This window comes from Ensifer oleiphilus, from assembly GCF_013371465.1.
Classification (GTDB): Bacteria; Pseudomonadota; Alphaproteobacteria; order Rhizobiales; family Rhizobiaceae; genus Ensifer; species Ensifer oleiphilus.
In genome coordinates this window covers 128,164-147,631 of sequence record NZ_JABWDU010000005.1, presented here as the reverse complement: position 1 = coordinate 147,631, position 19,468 = coordinate 128,164, and the positions used below count along the sequence as shown (strand labels likewise).

Below are 19,468 nucleotides of genomic sequence, written 5' to 3'. Positions count from 1 at the left end.
GGCCAAAGCCGCTTCATCCCTCGCTGAAAAGAACAAGGCCGTTCAGATCTTTCATCCCAAACGGCCTCGTCCCGATATTAGATTGGTGCGGCGATCCTATGTCCGCCGCGCCGTCCGATCAGGCTTCGGAGGCTTCGTCGAGCGCAGGCTCGATCATAGCTTCAGCCGATGCGCCGAGATCGCGGCCCGATGCGCCCTGCTGACGGGCAATGCCGTCGATGGCTGCACGAGCAATGAGATCGCAGTAAAGAGCGATTGCACGCGATGCGTCGTCGTTGCCCGGGATCGGGTAGTCGATCTGGTCCGGATCGCAGTTGGAGTCGATAACGGCGACAACCGGGATGCCAAGACGCTTGGCTTCGTCGATTGCGATCGATTCCTTGTTGGTGTCGATGATGAACATCAGGTCCGGCGTGCCGCCCATGTCGCGGATACCGCCGAGAGCGCGGTTGAGCTTTTCGCGTTCGCGCTCAAGGTTCAGACGCTCCTTCTTCGTGAAGCCCGAAGCTTCCGAAGCGAGGATTTCGTCGAGCTTGCGCAGGCGCTGGATCGAGTTCGAAATCGTCTTCCAGTTGGTCATCATGCCGCCGAGCCAGCGAGCATTGACGTAGTACTGGGCCGAACGCTTTGCAGCGTCAGCGATGATTTCCGAAGCCTGGCGCTTGGTGCCGACGAACAGGACGCGGCCGCCGTTGGCGACGGTGTCGCTAACGACCTGCAGTGCGCGCGACAGCATCGGAACGGTCTGTGCGAGGTCGATGATGTGAACGTTGTTGCGATCGCCGAAGATGTAGGGCTTCATCTTCGGGTTCCAGCGATGTGTCTGGTGACCGAAGTGAATACCAGCCTCAAGCAGCTGGCGCATGCTAAAATCAGGCAATGCCATGCCTTTTCTCCTTTTCCGGTTTAACCTCCGCGAGACGTCGAGCTCTTCTTTCGAAAAGCCCACCGGCGGAACGATCCGGATTTCTCCCGGAACATCCCATGCCTCACGTGTGGAATGGGCAGCCCCTTAGCGGCTACCGCCCGACAAATCAAGACTTGGAGTCTGTTTTTGTCATATCGATTACTTGCATTCTTCCGATTTGAAGACTTCGAGGTCGGCGAGCTTACCGCTCAGCACGAAGTCGCCGTAGTCCATCGTCAGATCGCGGGTAATGCCGTTTTCGTACAGTTTGAACGACATGCGGTAGATCGGCAGCGCATCGCCGCTCTTGTCGTCGTTGAAGTAGGAGATTGTGACAGGCCAGTAATTCTCGGTCCCGAGCTTGCCAGCCTTGCCTGCATCCGGCTCGTCAGCCGTCGGTTTGCGCGACTTGCCGACGAAGGTCGAGGTGATCAGCGTCTTGTCACCCGAATCGGATCCATCGAAGATCCGTGCCTCGAAGAAGCTTTCGCCCTTCTTGGCGCGGTCGATGACCTCGACCATATGCTCGGTCGGAAACCGGCTTGCCGCAAGCTCGACCTCGCGCTTGTCCGGCGCGGTCAGCTCGACCTTGACACCGGTCTTGTCGTCATGAGCCGTACCGCGCACTTCCTTGTCGAGCTTCTCGTCGGTGAACGACCGCGTCAAAAAGCGGAAGTTGCCGGACTTCATATCCTCATAGGTGGTCGTCTGCTGGTCGGTCATGCGCGTTTCTTCGCCGGTATTGACCTGCGTCACGAAGCGGAAACTGACCGTATATCCCTCGCAGGCCGATCCGTTGAACTCGTACACCATCCGACCGTACATGCCGGAAATGCCCGATCGGTCGGAGGCGTCCTTGAGTTCGAGGTCGTAGACGGCGCGATGCGGCACAAGGACATTTGCGCTCGCCGCGCTGATGCCCGAAACCGTCATCACAGCCAGGCAGGCGCTGCCCAAACTTGCGCGACCGAAGCCTTTACGAAACATCCGTTTCCTCCTGTTGGACTCGCCGGCAATGCTATAAACAAGCTTTCGGCAGAAGCGAGGCGACATCACATCAAATGCCGTCGCGACGCCGCGATCCGGCCTGAATGCCGGATTTTAACACAAAAGACAACAACGGAGCTTTCCATGTCCGCAGAGATCGAAACGCGCCTCAAGGACCTCGGCGTCACCCTTCCCCAGGCTGCAGCCCCGGCGGCAAATTATGTGCCCTACGTCATCAGCGGCTCGATGCTCTACATCTCCGGACAGCTGCCTATGGAAGGCGGCAAGATCGCAGTGACCGGCCATGTCGGCAAGGACGTCGACGTCGCTGGCGCCCAGCGCGCCGCCGAACTCTGCGCGATCAACATTCTCGCCCAGGCCAAATCCGCGCTCGGCGGCGAACTCGGCCGCATCCGCCGGCTGGTCAAGATCAACGGTTTTGTTGCCTCCACGCCGGAATTCATCGAACAGCATCTTGTGCTCAACGGTGCTTCGAACCTGCTTGCCAACGTCCTTGGCGAAGCCGGCAAGCATGCGCGCGCCGCCGTCGGCATGGCCGCCCTGCCCTTCAATGCCGCCGTCGAGATCGACGCCGTCATCGAGATCGCGTGATCGGGTGCCAGGCATGACCGATATTTCCTGGCTGAAAGCGCAGCCGATCGCCCATCGCGGCTATCACGACATGAACAGGCAGGTCTGGGAAAACACGCTTTCAGCGTTTTCCCGCGCTGCCGATGCCGGCTTTGCCATCGAGTGCGACCTGCAATACACCGCCGACAGCGTTCCGGTCGTCTTCCATGACGACGACACCGAGCGCCTGTGCGGCATCAAGGGCGACGTGCGCTCGCGAACGGCCGGCGAACTCGGCCTTATGGCGATCGGCGGCACGAAGGACAAGATCCCGACGCTGTCGCAGATGCTGCGGCTCATCAAAGGACGCGTGCCGCTGGTCATCGAGCTCAAGGGACGCAAAGGCGACGACGAGGGTTTTGCTGCCGCCGTGCTCGAAACGCTCGAAGGCTACAAGGGCCATGTGGCGCTGATGAGCTTCGACCATTGGCTGCTCAAGGACTTGAAAGCACTCGATGCCCCCTACCCGCTCGGGCTGACCGCCGAGGGTGCAAGGCCGGAGACGTTCTTCGTGCACGAAGAGGCGATGCAGCTCGGCCTCGACTTCATCTCCTACCATTACGGCCATCTGCCGAATTCGTTCATCACCAAGGAACGCACGCTCGGCCGAACGATCATCACCTGGACCGTTCGCGACAGGCAGGCTGAAGAATACACCTACGCCCATGCCGACCAGATGACCTTCGAGGGCTTCGACCCGCGGGAGGCGTTGATTTCCTGAGCTCATGTCTGACGCCGTCACCATCCGCATAGAGCAATCCTTCGCCGATATACCGACGGCGCGCTGGAGCATGCTTTCCGGCGCGGCGAAAGGGCGAGACGGCGCCATCTACAATCCGTTCGTCTCGCATGCCTACCTCTCAGCGCTGGAGGAATCAGGCTCGGCCACCGCCAAAACCGGCTGGCTCGGTCAACATCTGCTGATGGAAGGCTCCGACGGAGAACTCCTCGGAGCGCTCGTCTGCTATCTGAAGAACCACAGCCAGGGTGAATATGTCTTCGACCATGGATGGGCGGATGCATTCGAGCGCGCCGGCGGCCGGTACTATCCGAAGCTTCAAGGCTCCATTCCGTTCACGCCGGCAACCGGACCCAGGCTGCTGACGGTTTCGGGCGACGATGGCTCTCCCGTGCAGGAGGGCCTTGCGGCGGGCTTGCAGGAACTGGCGCGACGGCACGATGCCTCGTCGGCGCATGTGACCTTCGTGCGTGAAGCGGAGATGCCGACCTTCGAAAGGGCTGGTTTCCTTCACCGGACCGACCAGCAGTTCCATTTCCTCAACGAAGGTTATGGCTCCCATGACGACTTTCTGGAAACGCTGGCATCGAGAAAACGCAAGGCCCTGAAGAAGGAGCGCCGTGCGGCACTCGAAAATGGAATAACGGTCGACTGGTTGACCGGCAGCGACCTGACGGAAGCGATCTGGGATCAATTCTTCACGTTCTACATGGATACCGGCAGCCGCAAGTGGGGACGCCCGTATCTGACGCGCGCCTTCTATTCGCTGATCGGCGAGCGCATGCCCGAGGATATCGTGCTGATGATGGCGCGACGCAATGGCCGATATATTGCGGGCGCGATCAACTTCATCGGCGGCGACGCACTTTATGGTCGTCACTGGGGCTGCATCGAGGACCACCCTTTCCTGCATTTCGAAGTCTGCTATCACCAGGCAATCGACTTCGCGATCGCAAAGGGCCTCAAGCGCGTGGAGGCCGGTGCGCAGGGCGAGCACAAGCTTGCCCGCGGCTACATGCCGGTCACGACCCATTCGGCGCACTATATCAGCCATCCCGGCCTTGCCCGCGCAGTTCAGGACTATCTTGTTCGCGAACGCAGGGATGTGGAGGAAACGGCCGAATTTCTTGCCGAACACGGCCCTTTCCGAAAAGGTGAGCGCCAGGACGATTGAACCGCTCTTCGGCATCGGCCGGATCCAATCTACGAGGAAAAACAATGAGCGCTTACGACATCAACAACATCTTCGCGAAGATCCTGCGGGGCGAGATCCCGTCGCACCGCGTCTACGAGGACGATGCGACGATCGCCTTCATGGACGTGATGCCGCAGGCAGAGGGACACATGCTGGTCGTTCCCAAGGCACCTTCGCGCAACCTGCTCGATGCCGACACTGCGAGCCTGCCGGCACTGATCACCGCCGTCCAGAAAATCGCCGTCGCCGCCAAGGATGCCTTCGACGCCGACGGCGTGACGATCATGCAATTCAACGAGGCGCCCGCCGGCCAATCCGTCTTCCACCTGCACTTCCATGTCATTCCACGACGCGACGGCGTTCCGCTGAAGCCGCATTCCGGCACGATGGAAGATGGCGCAGTGCTGGCGGCCAACGCCGAGAAAGTGCGCCAGGCGCTTTGAATGCAAGCCTGACGGCCGCGCAAGCGGCCGTCAGGCTTGCATCGCATCTCCGGAGCATCTGGCTTTCAAGTCCAATCACTGGAGACGGACATGCTTCTTTAGACTCAGAGTGTTAGAGCGCCCTTGGTGCACTCTTCTGGACCCCGCTCTAAAAGCCCAGCCACCACAGCCCGGAAGCCAACGCCGCTATCGTTGTGACGATACCGATTGCCGGTTTGCGACCGAGCAGGAAGAACGCCGTTGCGCCAATCGCCACCGACCCCAGGCGCAGCCAGAGCGGCGATTGCTCAAGCACGCCCGTCGGATAGAGGATAAGTTTGGCGATGACCGCAGCGACGAGCGCTGTCGCCACCGCCCTCACCCAATTCAACGCCTCGGAATCGTCGCGCAGCCGGTTTCCGGCAATGACACCCAGCCAGCGCCAGATGTCCGTTGCAAGCCAGCCGGCGATCGCGATGAAGGCGTAGGCCCACCAACCATCCTGCCAAGTCATGCATCGATCTCCTTGCGACGACGCCACAGACGTTCCGCGGCCCATGCCAGCGTACCGCCGCCGACGCCCGCAAGCAGGATGTCAAATTCGGGCACCAGCCAATAGAACAAAGGACCGGCGATCAGGCCGATGAGCAGCGCGATATGGACGACCGGATGGCGCGCCGAATGCCAGATCGAAGCGAGGAAATAGATCGGCGTCAGGAAGAACAGGCAACCGGCAGCAATCGGCGGAAAATCCGCGACGAAGTGATAGACGACCCCGACCAGCACCATATTGGCGACAACCAGCGTGATGCCGAAGCCGGCGAAGAAGGCGACACGCTTGTCGCGCGGCACCGCCTGCACCCTCTCCATCGCAAACACCCAGGCGGTGATCGCGACGAAATGCGACAGGAACAGCAGCAGCCATGTCGGCGTCTTCGACGTGCGCAATTCGGGAATGAGCGCCGCGACCATCGGCATCAGACGGACGGACGAGAGCGAGACGGCAAGGAAGGCGGCCGCCAGGCTTGCGCCACTCATCATCGAACTGACGAGAATGACCTTGGCCGGCAACGCCCAGACCATGCCGGTCATGAACACGACCTGTTCCGGCGGAATTCCAGCCTGCGCCGTGAGAGAACAGAAGCCGACGAAAGACAACATCAGGATAAAGGCGGGAAGGCTGAACAGGCCGCGCATGCCAGTCAGAAACCAGACGACCGACGATTGGCCGTTTTCATCAATCTTCATCAGCCGTTCCGGATTGTTTCATTCAGAAAAACGCTGCCGGATGAGATCATCCGGCAGCGCCAAACATCGTGTCCGTCAGGACTACTTCTTCCGTGGGACCTTCGGCACCGTCTTACCCTTTCGTGGGCTGGCCGCCCCCGTGTCCTTGGCTTCGGCGGCAGAAGGTGCCTTGGCGGCTGCCTTCTTCGGCTTGGCCTTTGGTGCGGGTTCAGCGCCGACGGCTTCCTTCTCTTCGGCCTTCTTCGGCTTGGCGCTCTTCATGGCCGGGCGTGTCACTTCCGCCTTGGGCTTGATCGGCGCCGTTTCCGGTACGGCATCCAGCAACAGCCCCTTTGTTCCATCCGGCTTCGTGCCGATCGTCACCCTGAGGACGCCACCCTTCTTCAGCTTGCCGAACAGTATTTCATCGGCGAGCGGCTTCTTGATGTGCTCCTGGATGACGCGTGCGAGCGGCCGCGCGCCCATCTTCTCGTCGTAGCCCTTGTCGGCAAGCCAGGCGATGGCATCGGGCGCCAGATCGAACGTGACATTGCGTTCGGCAAGCTGGGTCTCCAGCTGCATGACGAACTTCTGCACCACCTGATGGATGACCGGCGTCGGCAGCGATGCAAACGGGATGACCGCATCGAGACGGTTGCGGAACTCGGGCGTGAACAGGCGGTTCAGCGCTTCCTCGTCCTCGCCGGTACGCTTGGAGGAGCCGAAGCCGATTGCAGCCCGTGCCATTTCCGAAGCGCCGGCATTGGTCGTCATGATCAGGATGACGTTGCGGAAGTCGATCTTCTTGCCGTTGTGATCCGTGAGCGAGCCATGATCCATGACCTGCAGCAGGATGTTGAACAGGTCCGGATGCGCCTTTTCGATTTCGTCGAGCAGCAGCACGCAATGCGGATGCTGGTCGACGCCATCGGTCAAAAGACCGCCCTGGTCGAAGCCGACATAGCCGGGAGGTGCACCGAGCAGTCGCGATACGGTGTGCCGCTCCATGTATTCCGACATGTCGAAGCGCAGAAGCTCGACACCGAGCGACGTTGCCAACTGCTTGGCGACTTCGGTCTTGCCGACGCCTGTCGGACCGGAGAAGACGTAGCAGCCGATCGGCTTGTTCGGTTCGCGCAGGCCCGCACGGGCGAGCTTGATCGACGAAGCCAGCGCCTCGATCGCCAGATCCTGACCGTAGACGACGGAGCGCAGTTCCTTCTCGAGGTTGGCCAGCACCGCTTCGTCGTCCTTGGAGACGGTCTTCGGCGGAATGCGGGCCATGGTGGCGATGGTGGCTTCGATTTCGCGCTCGGTGATCAGCTTGCGGCGCTTGCTGATCGGCAGCAGCATCTGCGCTGCACCGGATTCGTCGATCACGTCGATCGCCTTGTCCGGCAGCTTGCGGTCGTTGATGTAGCGAGCCGAAAGCTCGACCGCGGCCTTGATCGCCTCGTTCGAGTATTTCAGGTGGTGATAATCCTCGAAGTAAGGCTTCAGACCCTTCATGATCTCGATCGTATCGGCGATCGTCGGCTCGTTGACGTCGATCTTCTGGAAGCGACGGACGAGCGCGCGGTCCTTTTCGAAGAACTGCCGGTACTCCTTGTAGGTGGTCGACCCGATGCAACGGATCGCACCCGACGAGAGCGCCGGCTTCAATAGGTTGGAGGCATCCATAGCGCCGCCCGAGGTGGCGCCGGCGCCGATGACGGTGTGGATTTCGTCGATGAACAGCACTGCGCCCGGATAGTCCTCGAGTTCCTTGACGACCTGCTTCAGGCGCTCTTCGAAATCGCCGCGATAGCGCGTACCGGCCAACAGCGTCCCCATGTCGAGCGAGAAGATTGTCGCGTCCTGGAGCGCCTCCGGCACCTTCTTTTCGATGATACGCTTGGCAAGGCCTTCGGCGATTGCCGTCTTTCCGACGCCGGGATCGCCGACATAGAGCGGATTGTTTTTCGAGCGACGGCAGAGAATCTGGATCGTGCGATTGACTTCGGCGTGCCGGCCGATCAGCGGATCGATCTTGCCCGATTTCGCCTTTTCATTGAGGTTGACGCAATAGGCCGTCAGCGCGTCCTGCTGCTTCTTGGCGCTCGCCTCCTCGTTTTCGCGTGCCGGCTTCTGCTCGGATTCGTGCTCCTCTGCCCCGCGCACCGGACGTGCCTCGGAGCTTCCCGGCCGTTTGCCGATGCCATGCGAAATGAAGTTGACCGCGTCGTAGCGCGTCATTTCCTGCTCCTGCAGGAAATAGGCGGCATGGCTCTCGCGCTCGGCGAAGATCGCAACGAGCACGTTTGCACCCGTCACTTCCTCGCGTCCGGACGATTGAACGTGGATCACCGCACGCTGGATGACGCGCTGGAAGCCGGCAGTCGGCTTCGAATCCTCGTCATAGCCGGTGATCAGGTTCGACAGTTCGTTGTCGACATAGTCTGTCACGGTCTTGCGCAGCGTCTCGAGATTGACGTTGCATGCGCCCATCACGGCCGCTGCATCGGCATCGTCGATCAATGCCAGAAGCAGATGCTCAAGCGTCGCATATTCGTGGTGGCGCTCGTTGGCAAAAGTCAGTGCCTGATGCAGCGCCTTTTCGAGGCTGGGCGAAAATGTTGGCACGTTAGTTCCTCATTTCTTTTCCATGACGCATTGCAACGGATGCTGATGCTGGCGGGCGAAATCCATCACCTGCGTCACCTTCGTTTCGGCGACTTCGTACGTAAAGACGCCGCACTCCCCCACACCGTGATTGTGGACGTGGAGCATAATGCGAGTCGCCTCTTCCGGATTCTTCTGAAAAAAACGTTCCAGAATATGGATGACAAACTCCATTGGCGTGTAATCGTCATTCAAAAGCAGAACGCGATACAAACTCGGCTTCTTGGTCTTCGGCTTGGTGCGCGTGATGACGGAGGTGCTGCGGTTGCTTCCCCCTCCTTCGTCGTCGCTTCCTTGCTGCATCCGGACCGGCATGGCGATCATTCGTGTCTTTTCCTTAGTACAAGCCGCGGATCCATCTGATGTAGCCGCAGCGTGCTTGCCCTTTATCTAATGGTTCGTTTCTAGATTTTAAGACCGAACCAACGCACTGCAATCATAATCGCACGGAGAGGCATAAGATTGATCAACTTTCTTCGATCCACCGTGAAGTGTGCGAAACAGCAAAAAGGCCGGTCGCTGTATCGGCGACCGGCCTTCCAATGACGGCAATGATCCGTTGCGTTACGCTGCAGCGGCGGCCTTGACCGCTGCGGTCGCCTTGGCAACCGGCGCTTCGTACGGCTTATAGGCGTCCTTGGCGAGGTCGGCATACATTTCGCCGATCTTGGTCGCCTCGGCGAAGAAGCCCTCGTAGCTCGACTTCAGGAAATTGGTCTGGAGTTCGAAAGCCGTCTCGACGCTCTTGACGCTGGAGAGCTTCTCTACATGCGCAACGCTGTCTTCAAAGGACTTCTTGGAAAAATCGGCAGCCTCGGTCGCAATGGCCTGAAGGCCCTTGGTCCAGGCGGAATAGCTCTTCACAGCCACGTCAATGGCTTCCTTGCTTTTCTTGTTTGCATCATCGAAGTTGAACATCGGGTGTCTCCTTGAGTGCCGGCCTGATCTGGAGGCTTCAGTTTATGTGCACTGCACAAAAAGTCAAGTCGAGAGTGCAGTGCAATAAAGCACAATACTTGCAACAGCTTGATGAAAAAGTGCCCCGGATGCGCAAAATTCTTCGGCCTGGCGCCGTGAAAAACGTCAAACCATAGAAAAACCCGGCGCGATCGCTCGCCACCGGGTCATTTCCTGAAACGATCGATCGGCGATTTAGAGGTCGATGTCGAGGATCGCCATGGAGAAGTTGTAGGACAGTTCGCCATCTTCCTCATCGCGGAAGACGACGCCGAGGAATTCGTCACCGAGATAGACTTCAGCCGACTCGTCCTTCTTCGGGCGAGCCTTGACGACCATCGACTGGTTGAACGTGCGCTTGAGGTAGGCTTCAAGCTTGCGGATTTCTTCGGGCTTCAAATGTCTTCTCCGTAGCCGTTTTTGATGTGCGGCGCTTCTCGCACGCTGCGTTGGCGGGTGTAAACCCCTCGGAAGCGGCTACGCACCGGTTCCCGATGGTTCAAATTTCGAAGCTTGTCAGGATCTGGTCCATCTGGCGTGACGGTTCCGAACATCCGGCTTCGCCGACGACCTTGGCCGGAACGCCGGCAACCGTCGTTTTTGGCGGCACCGGTTTCAGGACCACTGAGCCGGCGGCAATGCGCGAGCAGTGGCCGATATGGATATTGCCGAGAATCTTGGCGCCTGCCCCGATCAGCACGCCGTCGGCGATCTTTGGATGACGGTCGCTGCCTTCCTTGCCGGTGCCGCCAAGCGTGACGCCGTGAAGGATCGAAACGTTGTCGCCGATGACAGCGGTTTCGCCGACCACCAAGCCGGTGGCGTGATCGAGGAAGATGCCGCGGCCGATCCGGGCGGCCGGATTGATATCGGTCTGGTAGACGCTGGATGCCCTGCTCTGCAGATAGAACGCGAAATCCCGGCGGCCGCGCTTCAGGAGCCAATGGGCGAGACGGTGCGTCTGGATCGCGTGGAAACCCTTGAAGTAAAGCACGGGCTCGAGGAAGCGGGTGCAGGCCGGGTCGCGATCATAAACCGCCTGGATATCGACGCGCAGGATCGTGCCCCATTCCGGCCAATCCTCCAGCATTTCAGCAAATGTCTGGCGCAAGAGGTTCGCCTGCAGATCGGGATGATCGAGGCGCTCGCAGATGCGGTAGACGACGCTTTCTTCCAGCGAGTGCTGGTTGACGACCGTGGAATAGAGGAACGCAGCCAGCATCGGATCCTGCTCGGCGGCGAGGCGCGCTTCCTCGCGCAGGCTGCTCCAGATCGGGTCCATCAGCTTGAGGGGCTCCGTCTGACGAAGTTCGGTCGTCGCGACCATCGTCGCACTCCTTCTCTATCGGTCTATGCCGTCAATATAGGGGAAATCCGGCTGGACATAAATGGCCCGGAACCACTTCGACCAAAGGTCGTAGACGCGCCTAAGCTCGCCCCACCTCATCGAGGAACTCGAGGACCGCCTTCTTGAATACCCGGTCACCCACCGCAAGCATATGGTCCCTGCCCGGAATATCAAGCGCACGCGCATTCGGCATCAACTCAGCAAGCTCCTGCGGCGAGCCGGCGATATCGTCCTTGGTGCCGACGCCAATCAGCGTCGGAACATCGATGCGTCCGATATCCTCGGCGGTCAACAGATCGCGCGAGGTCGAGATACAGGCGGCCAGCGCCTGACGATCACTCTTCGTCTGGTCGGCAAAGGCGCGGAACATGCGGCCACGCGCGTGTGTCACGACGTCGAGCGACGGCGCTACGAGCGCATCGGCGATCGGATCCCAATCGCCGACTCCCGTCACCATGCCGATACCGAGCCCGCCGAACACCAGAGAGCGCACGCGATCGGGATGAGCCAGGGCCAGAAACGCCGAGATGCGCGCTCCCATCGAATAGCCCATCACATGCGCCTCGGCGATGCCGAGGTGACCGAGCAATGCGACCGCATCGCCGGCCATCTGCTGGGGGTGGTAGACCGTCGGATCATAGGGCTTGCTGCTTTTGCCATGACCGCGATTGTCGAACGCGATCACCCGGTAGCCGGCATCGCCGAGCGTCTTCAGCCAGCCGGGAAAGACCCAATTGACGTTGGCGCTCGAGGCAAAGCCGTGAATGAGCAGGATCGGCTGACCGGAGGGATCGCCTTCGTCGAAGAAGGCAATATCCAGCCCCTCATGCTTGAAGTGCGAAAATGGGGGCGGATTGAGATCCATCATTCTAGTCCTTGAGGCGGCATCGGTTTGGCGCAACCTAATTTGTCGCTTAGAAGAGGGAAACCCCGGGCCCGCAAAAACCACAGGTGCGGCGTGTTTGCCGCTACACTTTTGCAACAAAGCTCACTATGGTGCCGGCAAATTCGACCCTCAAAGACTTGCATACATCGGAGCATGACATGGCCGGCCACAGCATCCCGCATTTCCAGAATGACGGCGGACACCAGGCAATCGAGATCGGCGTCAAGGAATTCATGTGCACCGGCGCGTCCGTTCCCTACGACCATCCGCATATCTTCATCGACATGGGCGACGACAATGAAAAGGTCTGCTCCTACTGCTCGACGCTCTATCGCTACAATCCGAAGCTGAAGGCGACCGAAACCAACCCGCCAGGCTGTCTCTTTACGTTCCAGGCAGCCTGATCAACGCGGATGTCAGCGGCGGTCGCGATCGTCGGTGCCGGTGTCGGCGGGCTCACGGCAGCGCTCAGCCTCGCGCGTCGCGGGTTTGACGTCGACATTGTCGAGCAGGCAGCCGCTCTCACCGAGGTCGGTGCCGGACTTCAGCTCTCTCCGAATGCGTCGCGCATCCTCAGTGAACTCGGTCTCCTCGAGGCGCTTGAAGTCGCCTGGACGGAGCCTGATGCAATCGCGCTTGTCGACGGAAGATCCCTGCGTTCGCTTGCGCGCGTGGCCTCAGGCCGTTTTGCCCGTGACCGCTGGCGCGCTCCCTATGGCGTTCTGCACCGGGCAAGCCTTCAAAAGATCCTGATCGCCGCCGTCACCGCCGAACCGCGCTGCCGCCTCCATCTCGGCCACCGCATCGATGGAGATGCCGAGCAGGCGACTGCCACGATCACCGGCCGGGCACCAGCATTGATCATCGGCGCCGATGGTATCTGGTCGCGACTGCGGGGCGCTGTACCGGGCGCTGGCACTGTCCAGTTTTCAGGCAATGTCGCCTGGCGCATGACCGTCACGCGCGCTGCCGCCGCGGGCGTCTTGCAGGCGGATCGCGTCACGGCCTTTCTTGGCCCGCGGGCGCATCTGGTCGCCTACCCCTTGCGAGAAATCGACGGCTTCAATCTGGTTGCGATCATCGAGGGGAAGGAAACCGACAGCGTCTGGGTCGGCAGGGATTCCGAAGACCGCCGCCGCGACTACCTCGCAGCCTTTTCCGGCTGGAGCACCGGCTTGCAGACGCTGCTGAAAAACGCCGACGCGCCGACCTATTGGCCGCTTTGCACGGTGACGGATGGCGCTTGGCAGGATGGGCGAAAGACTGTTTTGATCGGCGACGCCGCCCATGCGATGACGCCATTTGCAGCACAAGGCGCTGCCATGGCGATCGAGGACGCGCATGAGCTTGCAGCTTGCCTCGCCGGCTCAAGCGATATCGTCGGAGCCCTCAGAGCCTTCGAGGCCAAACGCCGGCCTCGAATTGCCCAAGTGCGACGCCGCGCAGCATTCAACCGCTTCGCCTACCACGCCCGCGGCCCATTCCGGCTCGGGCGGGATATCGTCCTGTCGATGAAAAGTCCCGAAGCGCTCGCAGCCGATCTCGATTGGCTCTACGGCTACGGCGCTCCCGAGCACTAAGGCATGTCGCGCAAAAGTGTTCCGCGGTTTTGCGATAACGACATGCGTGAAAAAGAGAACTGAAGCGCGCCAAGCGAATCTGAAAGATCGTGACGCGCTTTAGGAACGGTCAGGCAGCGTTTGCCGCTGCCAGCCCTGCCTCGATATCCCGGCGAATATCGGCAACATCCTCAAGACCGATCTGCAGACGCAACACCGGCCCTTCGGTTGGCGCCAACGCCACCTTGCGATCCGATAGACCGACGTGAAGCGCCAGGCTCTCGAAGCCGCCCCAGGAATAGCCAAGCCCGAACAGCGACAGCGCATCGAGGAAGGCGTGCGCCTTGGCCCTGAAGCGATCAGGGCTTTCCGCCCGCAGCACGAAGGAAAAGATGCCGCTCGCGCCGGTAAAATCGCGTTTCCAGAGGTCGTGGCCGGGGAAGCTCGGCAGCGCCGGATGCAGCACGCGGGCAACCTCGTCACGCCCCTCCAGCCACGTGGCGAGCGACAGCGCGCTTTCCTGGTGCCGCTCGAGACGGATGCCCATGGTGCGAAGCCCGCGTAGGATCTGATAGCTATCATCAGGGGAAACGCAGATGCCGAGCGTGACCATTGCTTCCGTCAGCGCCGGCCAGTGGGCGGCGTTGGCCGAGACCGTCCCGAACAGCACGTCAGAATGACCCGAGGGGTACTTCGTGGCGGCATGGATCGAGACGTCGACGCCATGATCGAGCGGCTTGAAATAAACCGGTGTCGCCCACGTGTTGTCCATGGTGACGATGCATCCATGACGATGCGCGACATCGGCGATCGTCCGGATATCCTGCATCTCGAACGTGTTGGAGCCTGGAGCTTCCGTGTGAACCAGACGCGTGTTCGGGCGAATCAGGCTTTCGATCGCCGCACCGATCATCGGGTCGTAATATTCGACAGTGACACCCAGACGCTTCAACATCGTGTCACAGAAGTGGCGGGTCGGGAAATAGACCGAATCGACGATGAGCGCGTGGTCACCGGACGAAAGGTAGGCCAGGAACGGCACGGTGACGGCAGCAAGGCCCGAGGGAACGAGGATCGTGCCGGCCGCTCCCTCAAGCTCATTGATCGCGTCGCAGAGGGCATCCGTCGTCGGCGTGCCGCGGGTGCCGTAGGTGTATTTCTGCGCGCGCGTTTCCATCGTCTGGGCATTTGGAAACAGCACGGTGGACGCGTGAACGACCGGCGGATTGACGAAACCGAAATAGTCGGAGGGTTTGTTGCCGGTATGAGCCAGACGGGTGTTGATGCCCATCTTGCCGTTCACATTGCCGCTGTCTGCCATTGAAGTGTCCGATGCTGAAAAACCGATCCCAAACTCTTCGAACGCCCCACAACCGGGGTCAAGTGGCAAAATCCGACAAACACACTTTGCGGCAGAATGAAGCGACGATTGGCGAATTTTCGCACAGCAATTGCCCGTTTCTTGCAAAACCTGCCTAAACTTCTGGCTTATTTCAGGTTTTTCACACGCAAGTTCAGAAAATCGGCAAGCTCTCTTGACCCCCATGGATTTTGAGCATGAGATAGATTGCACTCGCGCCATGAGGGTGGCGGAGGCTGTACGCGCAGGGAGACGCGCTGGTGCAGACGGGAACTAACGACAACAGAAAAAGGTTCTAAAAAATGGCAAGAAGAATTCTGACAGCCCTTGTTGGCGCTGCTGTCATGGGGATTGGCGCACATGCGGCTTCGGCTGCGACGCTCGATGACGTGAAGGCCAAGGGCTTCGTCCAATGCGGCGTGAACACCGGTCTCGCCGGCTTCGCAGCACCGGATGCTTCGGGCAACTGGAGCGGCTTCGACGTCGACTATTGCAAGGCGATCGCCGCCGCGATCTTCGCGGATGGCACCAAGGTAAAATACACGCCCACTTCGGCCAAGGAACGTTTCCCGGCCCTTCAGTCCGGCGAAGTTGATGTCCTCGCCCGCAACACCACCTGGACGATCAACCGCGACACCGCTCTCGGCTTCAACTTCCGCCCGGTCAACTATTATGACGGCCAGGGCTTCATGGTCCGCAAGGGCCTGAACGTGAAGTCGGCACTCGAACTCTCCGGCGCTGCCGTCTGCGTACAGACCGGCACCACCACCGAGCTCAACCTCGCCGACTACTTCAAGTCCAACAACCTGCAGTACAACCCGGTCGTCTTCGAAAAGCTCGAAGAAGTGAACGCGGCCTATGACGCCGGTCGTTGCGACGTCTACACCACTGACCAGTCGGGCCTTTATTCGCTGCGCCTGACGCTGTCCAAGCCCGACGATCACATGATCCTGCCGGAAATCATCTCGAAGGAGCCGCTTGGTCCGGCCGTTCGCCAGGGTGACGACCAGTGGTTCGATATCGTCAGCTGGGTCCATTACGCGCTGATCCAGGCCGAAGAATTCGGCGTCACGCAGGCAAACGTCGAAGAGATGAAGAAGTCCCCTAACCCGGACGTCCAGCGCTTCCTCGGCGTCGAAGCTGACAGCAAGATCGGCACCGACCTTGGCCTGACCAACGAATGGGCCGTCAACATAATCAAGGCAGTCGGCAACTACGGCGAAGTCTTCGACCGTAACATTGGCGCCGGCAGCCCGCTGAAGATCGAACGCGGCCTCAACGCTCTGTGGAGCAAGGGCGGCATTCAGTACGCTCCTCCGGTCCGCTAAGTCGGCCCGACACGACAGGGGGAGCGGCACGCCGCTTCCCCATCCCAACGATAAAAACACCCAAAAGGGTGACAAGGGGAAAGAGGCATTGCATGGCGATTGGCGTCACAACTACGCCTGAGAAGAGCAAACCTTCCGGTTCGATCATCAACGACCCGCAGGTGCGCGGAATATTTTACCAGGTCATAACCGTCATTATTCTCGTAGCCGTCGTCTATTGGATAGCGGACAACACGATCGAGAACCTCAAGCGCGCCAACATCGCGTCTGGCTACGGCTTCCTAAACGGGCGCGCCGGCTTCGACGTCGGGCAGTCCTTGATCGCCTATACGAGTGATTCCACCTATGGGCGCGCTCTGGTCGTCGGATTCTTCAATACGCTGCTCGTGGCAGTAACCGGCATCATCACCGCAACCATCATCGGCTTCGTCGTCGGCATCGGGCGGCTCTCGCACAATTGGCTGATCGCGAAACTGTCGCTTGCCTACGTCGAAGTGTTCCGCAACATCCCGCCGCTGCTGGTCATCTTCTTCTGGTACAGCGGCGTTCTCGCCGTGCTTCCGCAGCCACGCGAATCGGCCGCGCTGCCCCTCAACATCTTTCTCAACAACCGCGGCATCGCTTTTCCGAAACCGGTCTTCGGCGACGGCTCGCAGTATGTTTTCTACACCTTTGTGATCGCCGTCATTGCCAGCTTCTTCGTGGCCCGCTACGCGCGCATCAAGCAGGAGGCAACCGGACAGCGCTTCCCGCTGCTCTGGACCGTGCTCGGCCTCGTCGTCGGGCTGCCGCTTGTTGCCTTCCTGGCAACCGGTTCGCCGATCACCTTCGATGTCCCCGTTGCCGGCAAGTTCAACCTCACCGGTGGCTCGGTCATCGGACCGGAGTTTCTGTCGCTGTTCCTGGCGCTTTCCTTCTACACCGCCGCCTTTATCGCCGAGATCGTTCGGGCGGGCATCCGTGGCGTCTCGAAGGGACAGACCGAGGCTGCCCATGCGCTGGGCGTCCGCCCCGGCCTCACCACGCGCCTCGTCGTCGTACCCCAGGCCATGCGGATCATCATTCCGCCGCTCACCAGCCAATATCTCAACCTGACCAAGAACTCGTCACTGGCGATCGCCATCGGCTACGCCGACCTGGTTGCCGTCGGCGGAACAATTCTCAATCAGACCGGTCAGGCGATCGAGGTCGTGTCGATCTGGATCATCGTCTATCTGTCGCTGAGCCTGACGACGTCCTTGCTGATGAACTGGTTCAATGCCCGCATGGCCCTGGTGGAGAGATAAGATCATGAACTCGCACCAGGGAAATTTTGTCCGCGCCTCGATGATCGAGGCTGCACCGGCGCCCATACAAACGGGTGGCCTTGGCTATTGGCTTCGCAAGAACCTCTTTGCGACGCCGAAGGACACGGCTCTGACGATCATCAGCCTGCTCGTGCTCGCCTGGCTCGTGCCGCCGGCCGTACAATGGCTGTTCATCGACGCCGCCTGGACCGGCGGCGGACGTGGGGTCTGTGCGACCGTCGCGCAGGGCGGCTCGCAGCCGGAGGGCTGGAGCGGCGCCTGCTGGGCTTTCGTCAATGCCAAGTTCGACCAGTTCCTCTTCGGGCGCTACCCGATCGAGGAGCGCTGGCGACCCGCCCTTGTCGGCATCCTCTTCGTCCTGTTCCTGACGCCGATGCTGATCCCGAAGGTTCCCTACAAGAACATCAACGCGATCCTGCTTTTGGTCGTGCTGCCGATCCTGGCGCTTATCCTTCTGCCGGGCGGGTGGTTCGGACTGCCCTTCGTCGAGACGCCGCTGTGGGGCGGCCTCATGGTGACGCTTGTGCTGTCCTTCGTCGGCATCGCGGTCTCGTTGCCACTTGGCATCCTGCTTGCGCTCGGCCGGCGATCGACCATGCCGGTGATCAAGATGCTCTGCACGTTCTTCATCGAAGTCGTGCGTGGCATCCCGCTCATTACCGTTCTGTTCATGGCGAGCGTGATGTTGCCGCTGTTCCTGCCGCAGGGGGTGACATTCGACAAGTTCCTGCGGGCGCTGATCGGCGTGTCGTTCTTCGCCTCCGCCTACATGGCCGAGGTGGTGCGCGGCGGTCTGCAGGCGATCGGCAAGGGGCAATACGAGGGCGCCGATTCGCTCGGCCTCAGCTACTGGCAGAAGATGAACCTCATCGTGCTGCCGCAGGCGCTGAAACTCGTCATTCCCGGCATCGTCAACACCTTCATCGGGCTGTTCAAGGACACCTCACTGGTATCGATCATCGGGATGTTCGACCTTCTTGGTATCGTCCGGCTGAACTTCTCGGATGCCAACTGGGCCTCGGCGGTGACGCCGATCTCAGGGCTAATTTTCGCAGGCTTCATATTCTGGCTTTTCTGCTTCGGTATGTCGCGCTATTCAGGCTTCATGGAACGCGTGCTCGACACGAGCCATAAACGATAAGAGGGGGAGATCGCATGGCCAATGCAGCCACTGTTTCCAAGATGACCGTATCCGCGACTGACGTTGCGGTCGAAATCAGCGGAATGAACAAATGGTACGGAGACTTCCACGTTCTCCGTGACATCAACCTGAAGGTGATGAAGGGCGAGCGCATCGTCATTGCCGGCCCATCGGGTTCCGGTAAATCAACGATGATCCGCTGCATCAACCGGCTGGAAGAACACCAGAAGGGCAAGATCGTCGTCGACGGCATCGAGCTCACCAACGATCTGAAGAAGATCGATGAAGTGCGCCGCGAAGTCGGCATGGTGTTCCAGCACTTCAACCTGTTTCCGCACCTGACGATTCTCGAAAACTGCACGCTTGCACCGATCTGGGTCCGCAAGATGCCGAAGAAGCAGGCCGAAGAAATCGCGATGCACTTCCTGAAGCGCGTCAAGATCCCCGAGCAGGCCCACAAGTATCCGGGCCAGCTTTCGGGCGGCCAGCAGCAGCGCGTGGCAATTGCCCGCTCGCTCTGCATGAAGCCGAAGATCTTGCTGTTCGATGAGCCGACCTCGGCGCTCGACCCGGAAATGGTCAAGGAAGTGCTCGACACCATGGTCGGCCTTGCCGAGGAAGGCATGACCATGCTGTGCGTGACCCACGAAATGGGCTTTGCCCGTCAGGTCGCCAACCGCGTGATCTTCATGGACCAGGGCCAGATCGTCGAACAGAACTCGCCGGCCGAGTTCTTCGACAATCCGCAGCATGAGCGCACGAAGCTCTTCCTCAGCCAGATCCTGCACTAGGAATCGCTAAGGATTTCAAACAG

The 19,468-nt window shown here is 60.2% G+C and carries 21 protein-coding genes; 10 read left to right on the top strand and 11 right to left on the bottom strand.

Annotation, left to right across the window (positions count from 1 at the left end):
* Window positions 1-118: 118 nt before the first annotated feature.
* Together rpsB and HT585_RS20295 are read right to left on the bottom strand one after the other, a co-directional pair.
* Window positions 119-886 (bottom strand): 30S ribosomal protein S2, encoded by a 768-nt coding sequence (gene rpsB / locus HT585_RS20300; RefSeq protein ID WP_077498297.1) that lies wholly within the window; start codon window positions 884-886, stop codon window positions 119-121.
* Between the two features lie 180 nt (window positions 887-1,066).
* The gene (locus HT585_RS20295; protein WP_176354664.1) at window positions 1,067-1,894 is read right to left on the bottom strand and encodes a cell envelope integrity EipB family protein; all 828 of its coding nucleotides are present in this window, start codon (window positions 1,892-1,894) and stop codon (window positions 1,067-1,069) included.
* Window positions 1,895-2,038: 144 nt separating this feature from the next.
* Between HT585_RS20295 and HT585_RS20290 the strand changes: the two genes are divergently transcribed.
* From HT585_RS20290 to HT585_RS20275, 4 genes are read left to right on the top strand one after another with little or no spacing between them, the layout of a single operon-like run.
* On the top strand, window positions 2,039-2,506 hold the full coding sequence (locus HT585_RS20290) for a RidA family protein (RefSeq protein WP_176354663.1): 468 nt from the start codon (window positions 2,039-2,041) through the stop codon (window positions 2,504-2,506).
* 13 nt (window positions 2,507-2,519) lie between these two features.
* Entirely contained in the window at window positions 2,520-3,245 is a 726-nt protein-coding gene (locus HT585_RS20285) for a glycerophosphodiester phosphodiesterase (RefSeq protein ID WP_176354662.1), read from the top strand.
* 4 nt (window positions 3,246-3,249) lie between these two features.
* Window positions 3,250-4,437, top strand: coding sequence for a GNAT family N-acetyltransferase (locus tag HT585_RS20280; protein ID WP_176354661.1), 1,188 nt, complete (start codon window positions 3,250-3,252; stop codon window positions 4,435-4,437).
* A gap of 44 nt (window positions 4,438-4,481) precedes the next feature.
* Window positions 4,482-4,901: an HIT family protein gene (locus tag HT585_RS20275; protein ID WP_176354660.1), complete on the top strand. Its 420-nt coding sequence runs from the start codon at window positions 4,482-4,484 to the stop codon at window positions 4,899-4,901.
* A gap of 148 nt (window positions 4,902-5,049) precedes the next feature.
* Here the strand turns inward: HT585_RS20275 and HT585_RS20270 are convergent, their stop codons facing one another.
* The 8 genes from HT585_RS20270 to HT585_RS20235 form a co-directional block, all read right to left on the bottom strand.
* Window positions 5,050-5,394 (bottom strand): AzlD domain-containing protein, encoded by a 345-nt coding sequence (locus tag HT585_RS20270; protein ID WP_176354659.1) that lies wholly within the window; start codon window positions 5,392-5,394, stop codon window positions 5,050-5,052.
* Window positions 5,391-6,128 carry an AzlC family ABC transporter permease gene (locus HT585_RS20265; protein WP_176354658.1) on the bottom strand — a complete coding sequence of 246 codons (738 nt, stop codon included), beginning with the start codon at window positions 6,126-6,128 and terminating at the stop codon, window positions 5,391-5,393. The genes HT585_RS20270 and HT585_RS20265 overlap by 4 nt, the downstream gene beginning before the upstream one ends.
* 81 nt (window positions 6,129-6,209) lie before the next feature.
* Window positions 6,210-8,729 (bottom strand): ATP-dependent Clp protease ATP-binding subunit ClpA, encoded by a 2,520-nt coding sequence (clpA, locus tag HT585_RS20260; protein ID WP_176354657.1) that lies wholly within the window; start codon window positions 8,727-8,729, stop codon window positions 6,210-6,212.
* A 9-nt stretch (window positions 8,730-8,738) separates the two neighbouring features.
* On the bottom strand, window positions 8,739-9,092 hold the full coding sequence (clpS, locus tag HT585_RS20255; protein WP_025426809.1) for an ATP-dependent Clp protease adapter ClpS: 354 nt from the start codon (window positions 9,090-9,092) through the stop codon (window positions 8,739-8,741).
* Between the two features lie 240 nt (window positions 9,093-9,332).
* The gene (locus HT585_RS20250) at window positions 9,333-9,686 is read right to left on the bottom strand and encodes a phasin family protein (RefSeq protein WP_025426808.1); all 354 of its coding nucleotides are present in this window, start codon (window positions 9,684-9,686) and stop codon (window positions 9,333-9,335) included.
* Between the two features lie 234 nt (window positions 9,687-9,920).
* Window positions 9,921-10,124: a DUF3126 family protein gene (locus tag HT585_RS20245; RefSeq protein ID WP_003535016.1), complete on the bottom strand. Its 204-nt coding sequence runs from the start codon at window positions 10,122-10,124 to the stop codon at window positions 9,921-9,923.
* A 100-nt stretch (window positions 10,125-10,224) separates the two neighbouring features.
* On the bottom strand, window positions 10,225-11,052 hold the full coding sequence (cysE, locus tag HT585_RS20240) for a serine O-acetyltransferase (protein ID WP_176354656.1): 828 nt from the start codon (window positions 11,050-11,052) through the stop codon (window positions 10,225-10,227).
* Window positions 11,053-11,152: 100 nt separating this feature from the next.
* A complete protein-coding gene (locus HT585_RS20235) occupies window positions 11,153-11,938 on the bottom strand; it encodes an alpha/beta fold hydrolase (protein ID WP_176354655.1) in 786 nt (261 codons plus the stop codon).
* A 179-nt stretch (window positions 11,939-12,117) separates the two neighbouring features.
* Here HT585_RS20235 and HT585_RS20230 point away from each other — a divergent pair, with 179 nt between their 5' ends.
* Entirely contained in the window at window positions 12,118-12,363 is a 246-nt protein-coding gene (locus tag HT585_RS20230) for a zinc-finger domain-containing protein (RefSeq protein ID WP_053247284.1), read from the top strand.
* 9 nt (window positions 12,364-12,372) lie between these two features.
* Window positions 12,373-13,539 carry an FAD-dependent monooxygenase gene (locus HT585_RS20225; RefSeq protein WP_176354654.1) on the top strand — a complete coding sequence of 389 codons (1,167 nt, stop codon included), beginning with the start codon at window positions 12,373-12,375 and terminating at the stop codon, window positions 13,537-13,539.
* A 109-nt stretch (window positions 13,540-13,648) separates the two neighbouring features.
* On the opposite strand, the gene HT585_RS20220 is transcribed toward HT585_RS20225, so the two are convergent.
* Window positions 13,649-14,839, bottom strand: a complete 1,191-nt coding sequence (locus tag HT585_RS20220; RefSeq protein ID WP_176354653.1) for a cystathionine beta-lyase — start codon at window positions 14,837-14,839, stop codon at window positions 13,649-13,651.
* A gap of 341 nt (window positions 14,840-15,180) precedes the next feature.
* Between HT585_RS20220 and HT585_RS20215 the strand changes: the two genes are divergently transcribed.
* From HT585_RS20215 to HT585_RS20200, 4 genes are all read left to right on the top strand, one after another.
* Complete coding sequence (locus HT585_RS20215) at window positions 15,181-16,206, top strand: amino acid ABC transporter substrate-binding protein (RefSeq protein WP_176354652.1); 1,026 nt, start codon at window positions 15,181-15,183, stop codon at window positions 16,204-16,206.
* Between the two features lie 92 nt (window positions 16,207-16,298).
* Window positions 16,299-17,492, top strand: a complete 1,194-nt coding sequence (locus HT585_RS20210) for an amino acid ABC transporter permease (RefSeq protein ID WP_176354651.1) — start codon at window positions 16,299-16,301, stop codon at window positions 17,490-17,492.
* Between the two features lie 4 nt (window positions 17,493-17,496).
* Window positions 17,497-18,654: an amino acid ABC transporter permease gene (locus tag HT585_RS20205; RefSeq protein ID WP_176354650.1), complete on the top strand. Its 1,158-nt coding sequence runs from the start codon at window positions 17,497-17,499 to the stop codon at window positions 18,652-18,654.
* Between the two features lie 14 nt (window positions 18,655-18,668).
* Complete coding sequence (locus HT585_RS20200; protein ID WP_077498313.1) at window positions 18,669-19,445, top strand: amino acid ABC transporter ATP-binding protein; 777 nt, start codon at window positions 18,669-18,671, stop codon at window positions 19,443-19,445.
* The last annotated feature ends 23 nt before the right edge of the window (window positions 19,446-19,468 follow it).

Bases quoted from the DNA above. Each gene is read 5' to 3' on its own strand.
- rpsB (WP_077498297.1), bottom strand. From the start codon at position 886: ATGGCATTGCCTGATTTTAGCATGCGCCAGCTGCTTGAGGCTGGTATT.
- HT585_RS20295 (WP_176354664.1), bottom strand. From the start codon at position 1,894: ATGTTTCGTAAAGGCTTCGGTCGCGCAAGTTTGGGCAGCGCCTGCCTG.
- HT585_RS20290 (WP_176354663.1), top strand. From the start codon at position 2,039: ATGTCCGCAGAGATCGAAACGCGCCTCAAGGACCTCGGCGTCACCCTT.
- HT585_RS20285 (WP_176354662.1), top strand. From the start codon at position 2,520: ATGACCGATATTTCCTGGCTGAAAGCGCAGCCGATCGCCCATCGCGGC.
- HT585_RS20280 (WP_176354661.1), top strand. From the start codon at position 3,250: ATGTCTGACGCCGTCACCATCCGCATAGAGCAATCCTTCGCCGATATA.
- HT585_RS20275 (WP_176354660.1), top strand. From the start codon at position 4,482: ATGAGCGCTTACGACATCAACAACATCTTCGCGAAGATCCTGCGGGGC.
- HT585_RS20270 (WP_176354659.1), bottom strand. From the start codon at position 5,394: ATGACTTGGCAGGATGGTTGGTGGGCCTACGCCTTCATCGCGATCGCC.
- HT585_RS20265 (WP_176354658.1), bottom strand. From the start codon at position 6,128: ATGAAGATTGATGAAAACGGCCAATCGTCGGTCGTCTGGTTTCTGACT.
- clpS (WP_025426809.1), bottom strand. From the start codon at position 9,092: ATGATCGCCATGCCGGTCCGGATGCAGCAAGGAAGCGACGACGAAGGA.
- HT585_RS20250 (WP_025426808.1), bottom strand. From the start codon at position 9,686: ATGTTCAACTTCGATGATGCAAACAAGAAAAGCAAGGAAGCCATTGAC.
- cysE (WP_176354656.1), bottom strand. From the start codon at position 11,052: ATGGTCGCGACGACCGAACTTCGTCAGACGGAGCCCCTCAAGCTGATG.
- HT585_RS20235 (WP_176354655.1), bottom strand. From the start codon at position 11,938: ATGGATCTCAATCCGCCCCCATTTTCGCACTTCAAGCATGAGGGGCTG.
- HT585_RS20230 (WP_053247284.1), top strand. From the start codon at position 12,118: ATGGCCGGCCACAGCATCCCGCATTTCCAGAATGACGGCGGACACCAG.
- HT585_RS20225 (WP_176354654.1), top strand. From the start codon at position 12,373: ATGTCAGCGGCGGTCGCGATCGTCGGTGCCGGTGTCGGCGGGCTCACG.
- HT585_RS20220 (WP_176354653.1), bottom strand. From the start codon at position 14,839: ATGGCAGACAGCGGCAATGTGAACGGCAAGATGGGCATCAACACCCGT.
- HT585_RS20215 (WP_176354652.1), top strand. From the start codon at position 15,181: ATGGCAAGAAGAATTCTGACAGCCCTTGTTGGCGCTGCTGTCATGGGG.
- HT585_RS20210 (WP_176354651.1), top strand. From the start codon at position 16,299: ATGGCGATTGGCGTCACAACTACGCCTGAGAAGAGCAAACCTTCCGGT.
- HT585_RS20205 (WP_176354650.1), top strand. From the start codon at position 17,497: ATGAACTCGCACCAGGGAAATTTTGTCCGCGCCTCGATGATCGAGGCT.
- HT585_RS20200 (WP_077498313.1), top strand. From the start codon at position 18,669: ATGGCCAATGCAGCCACTGTTTCCAAGATGACCGTATCCGCGACTGAC.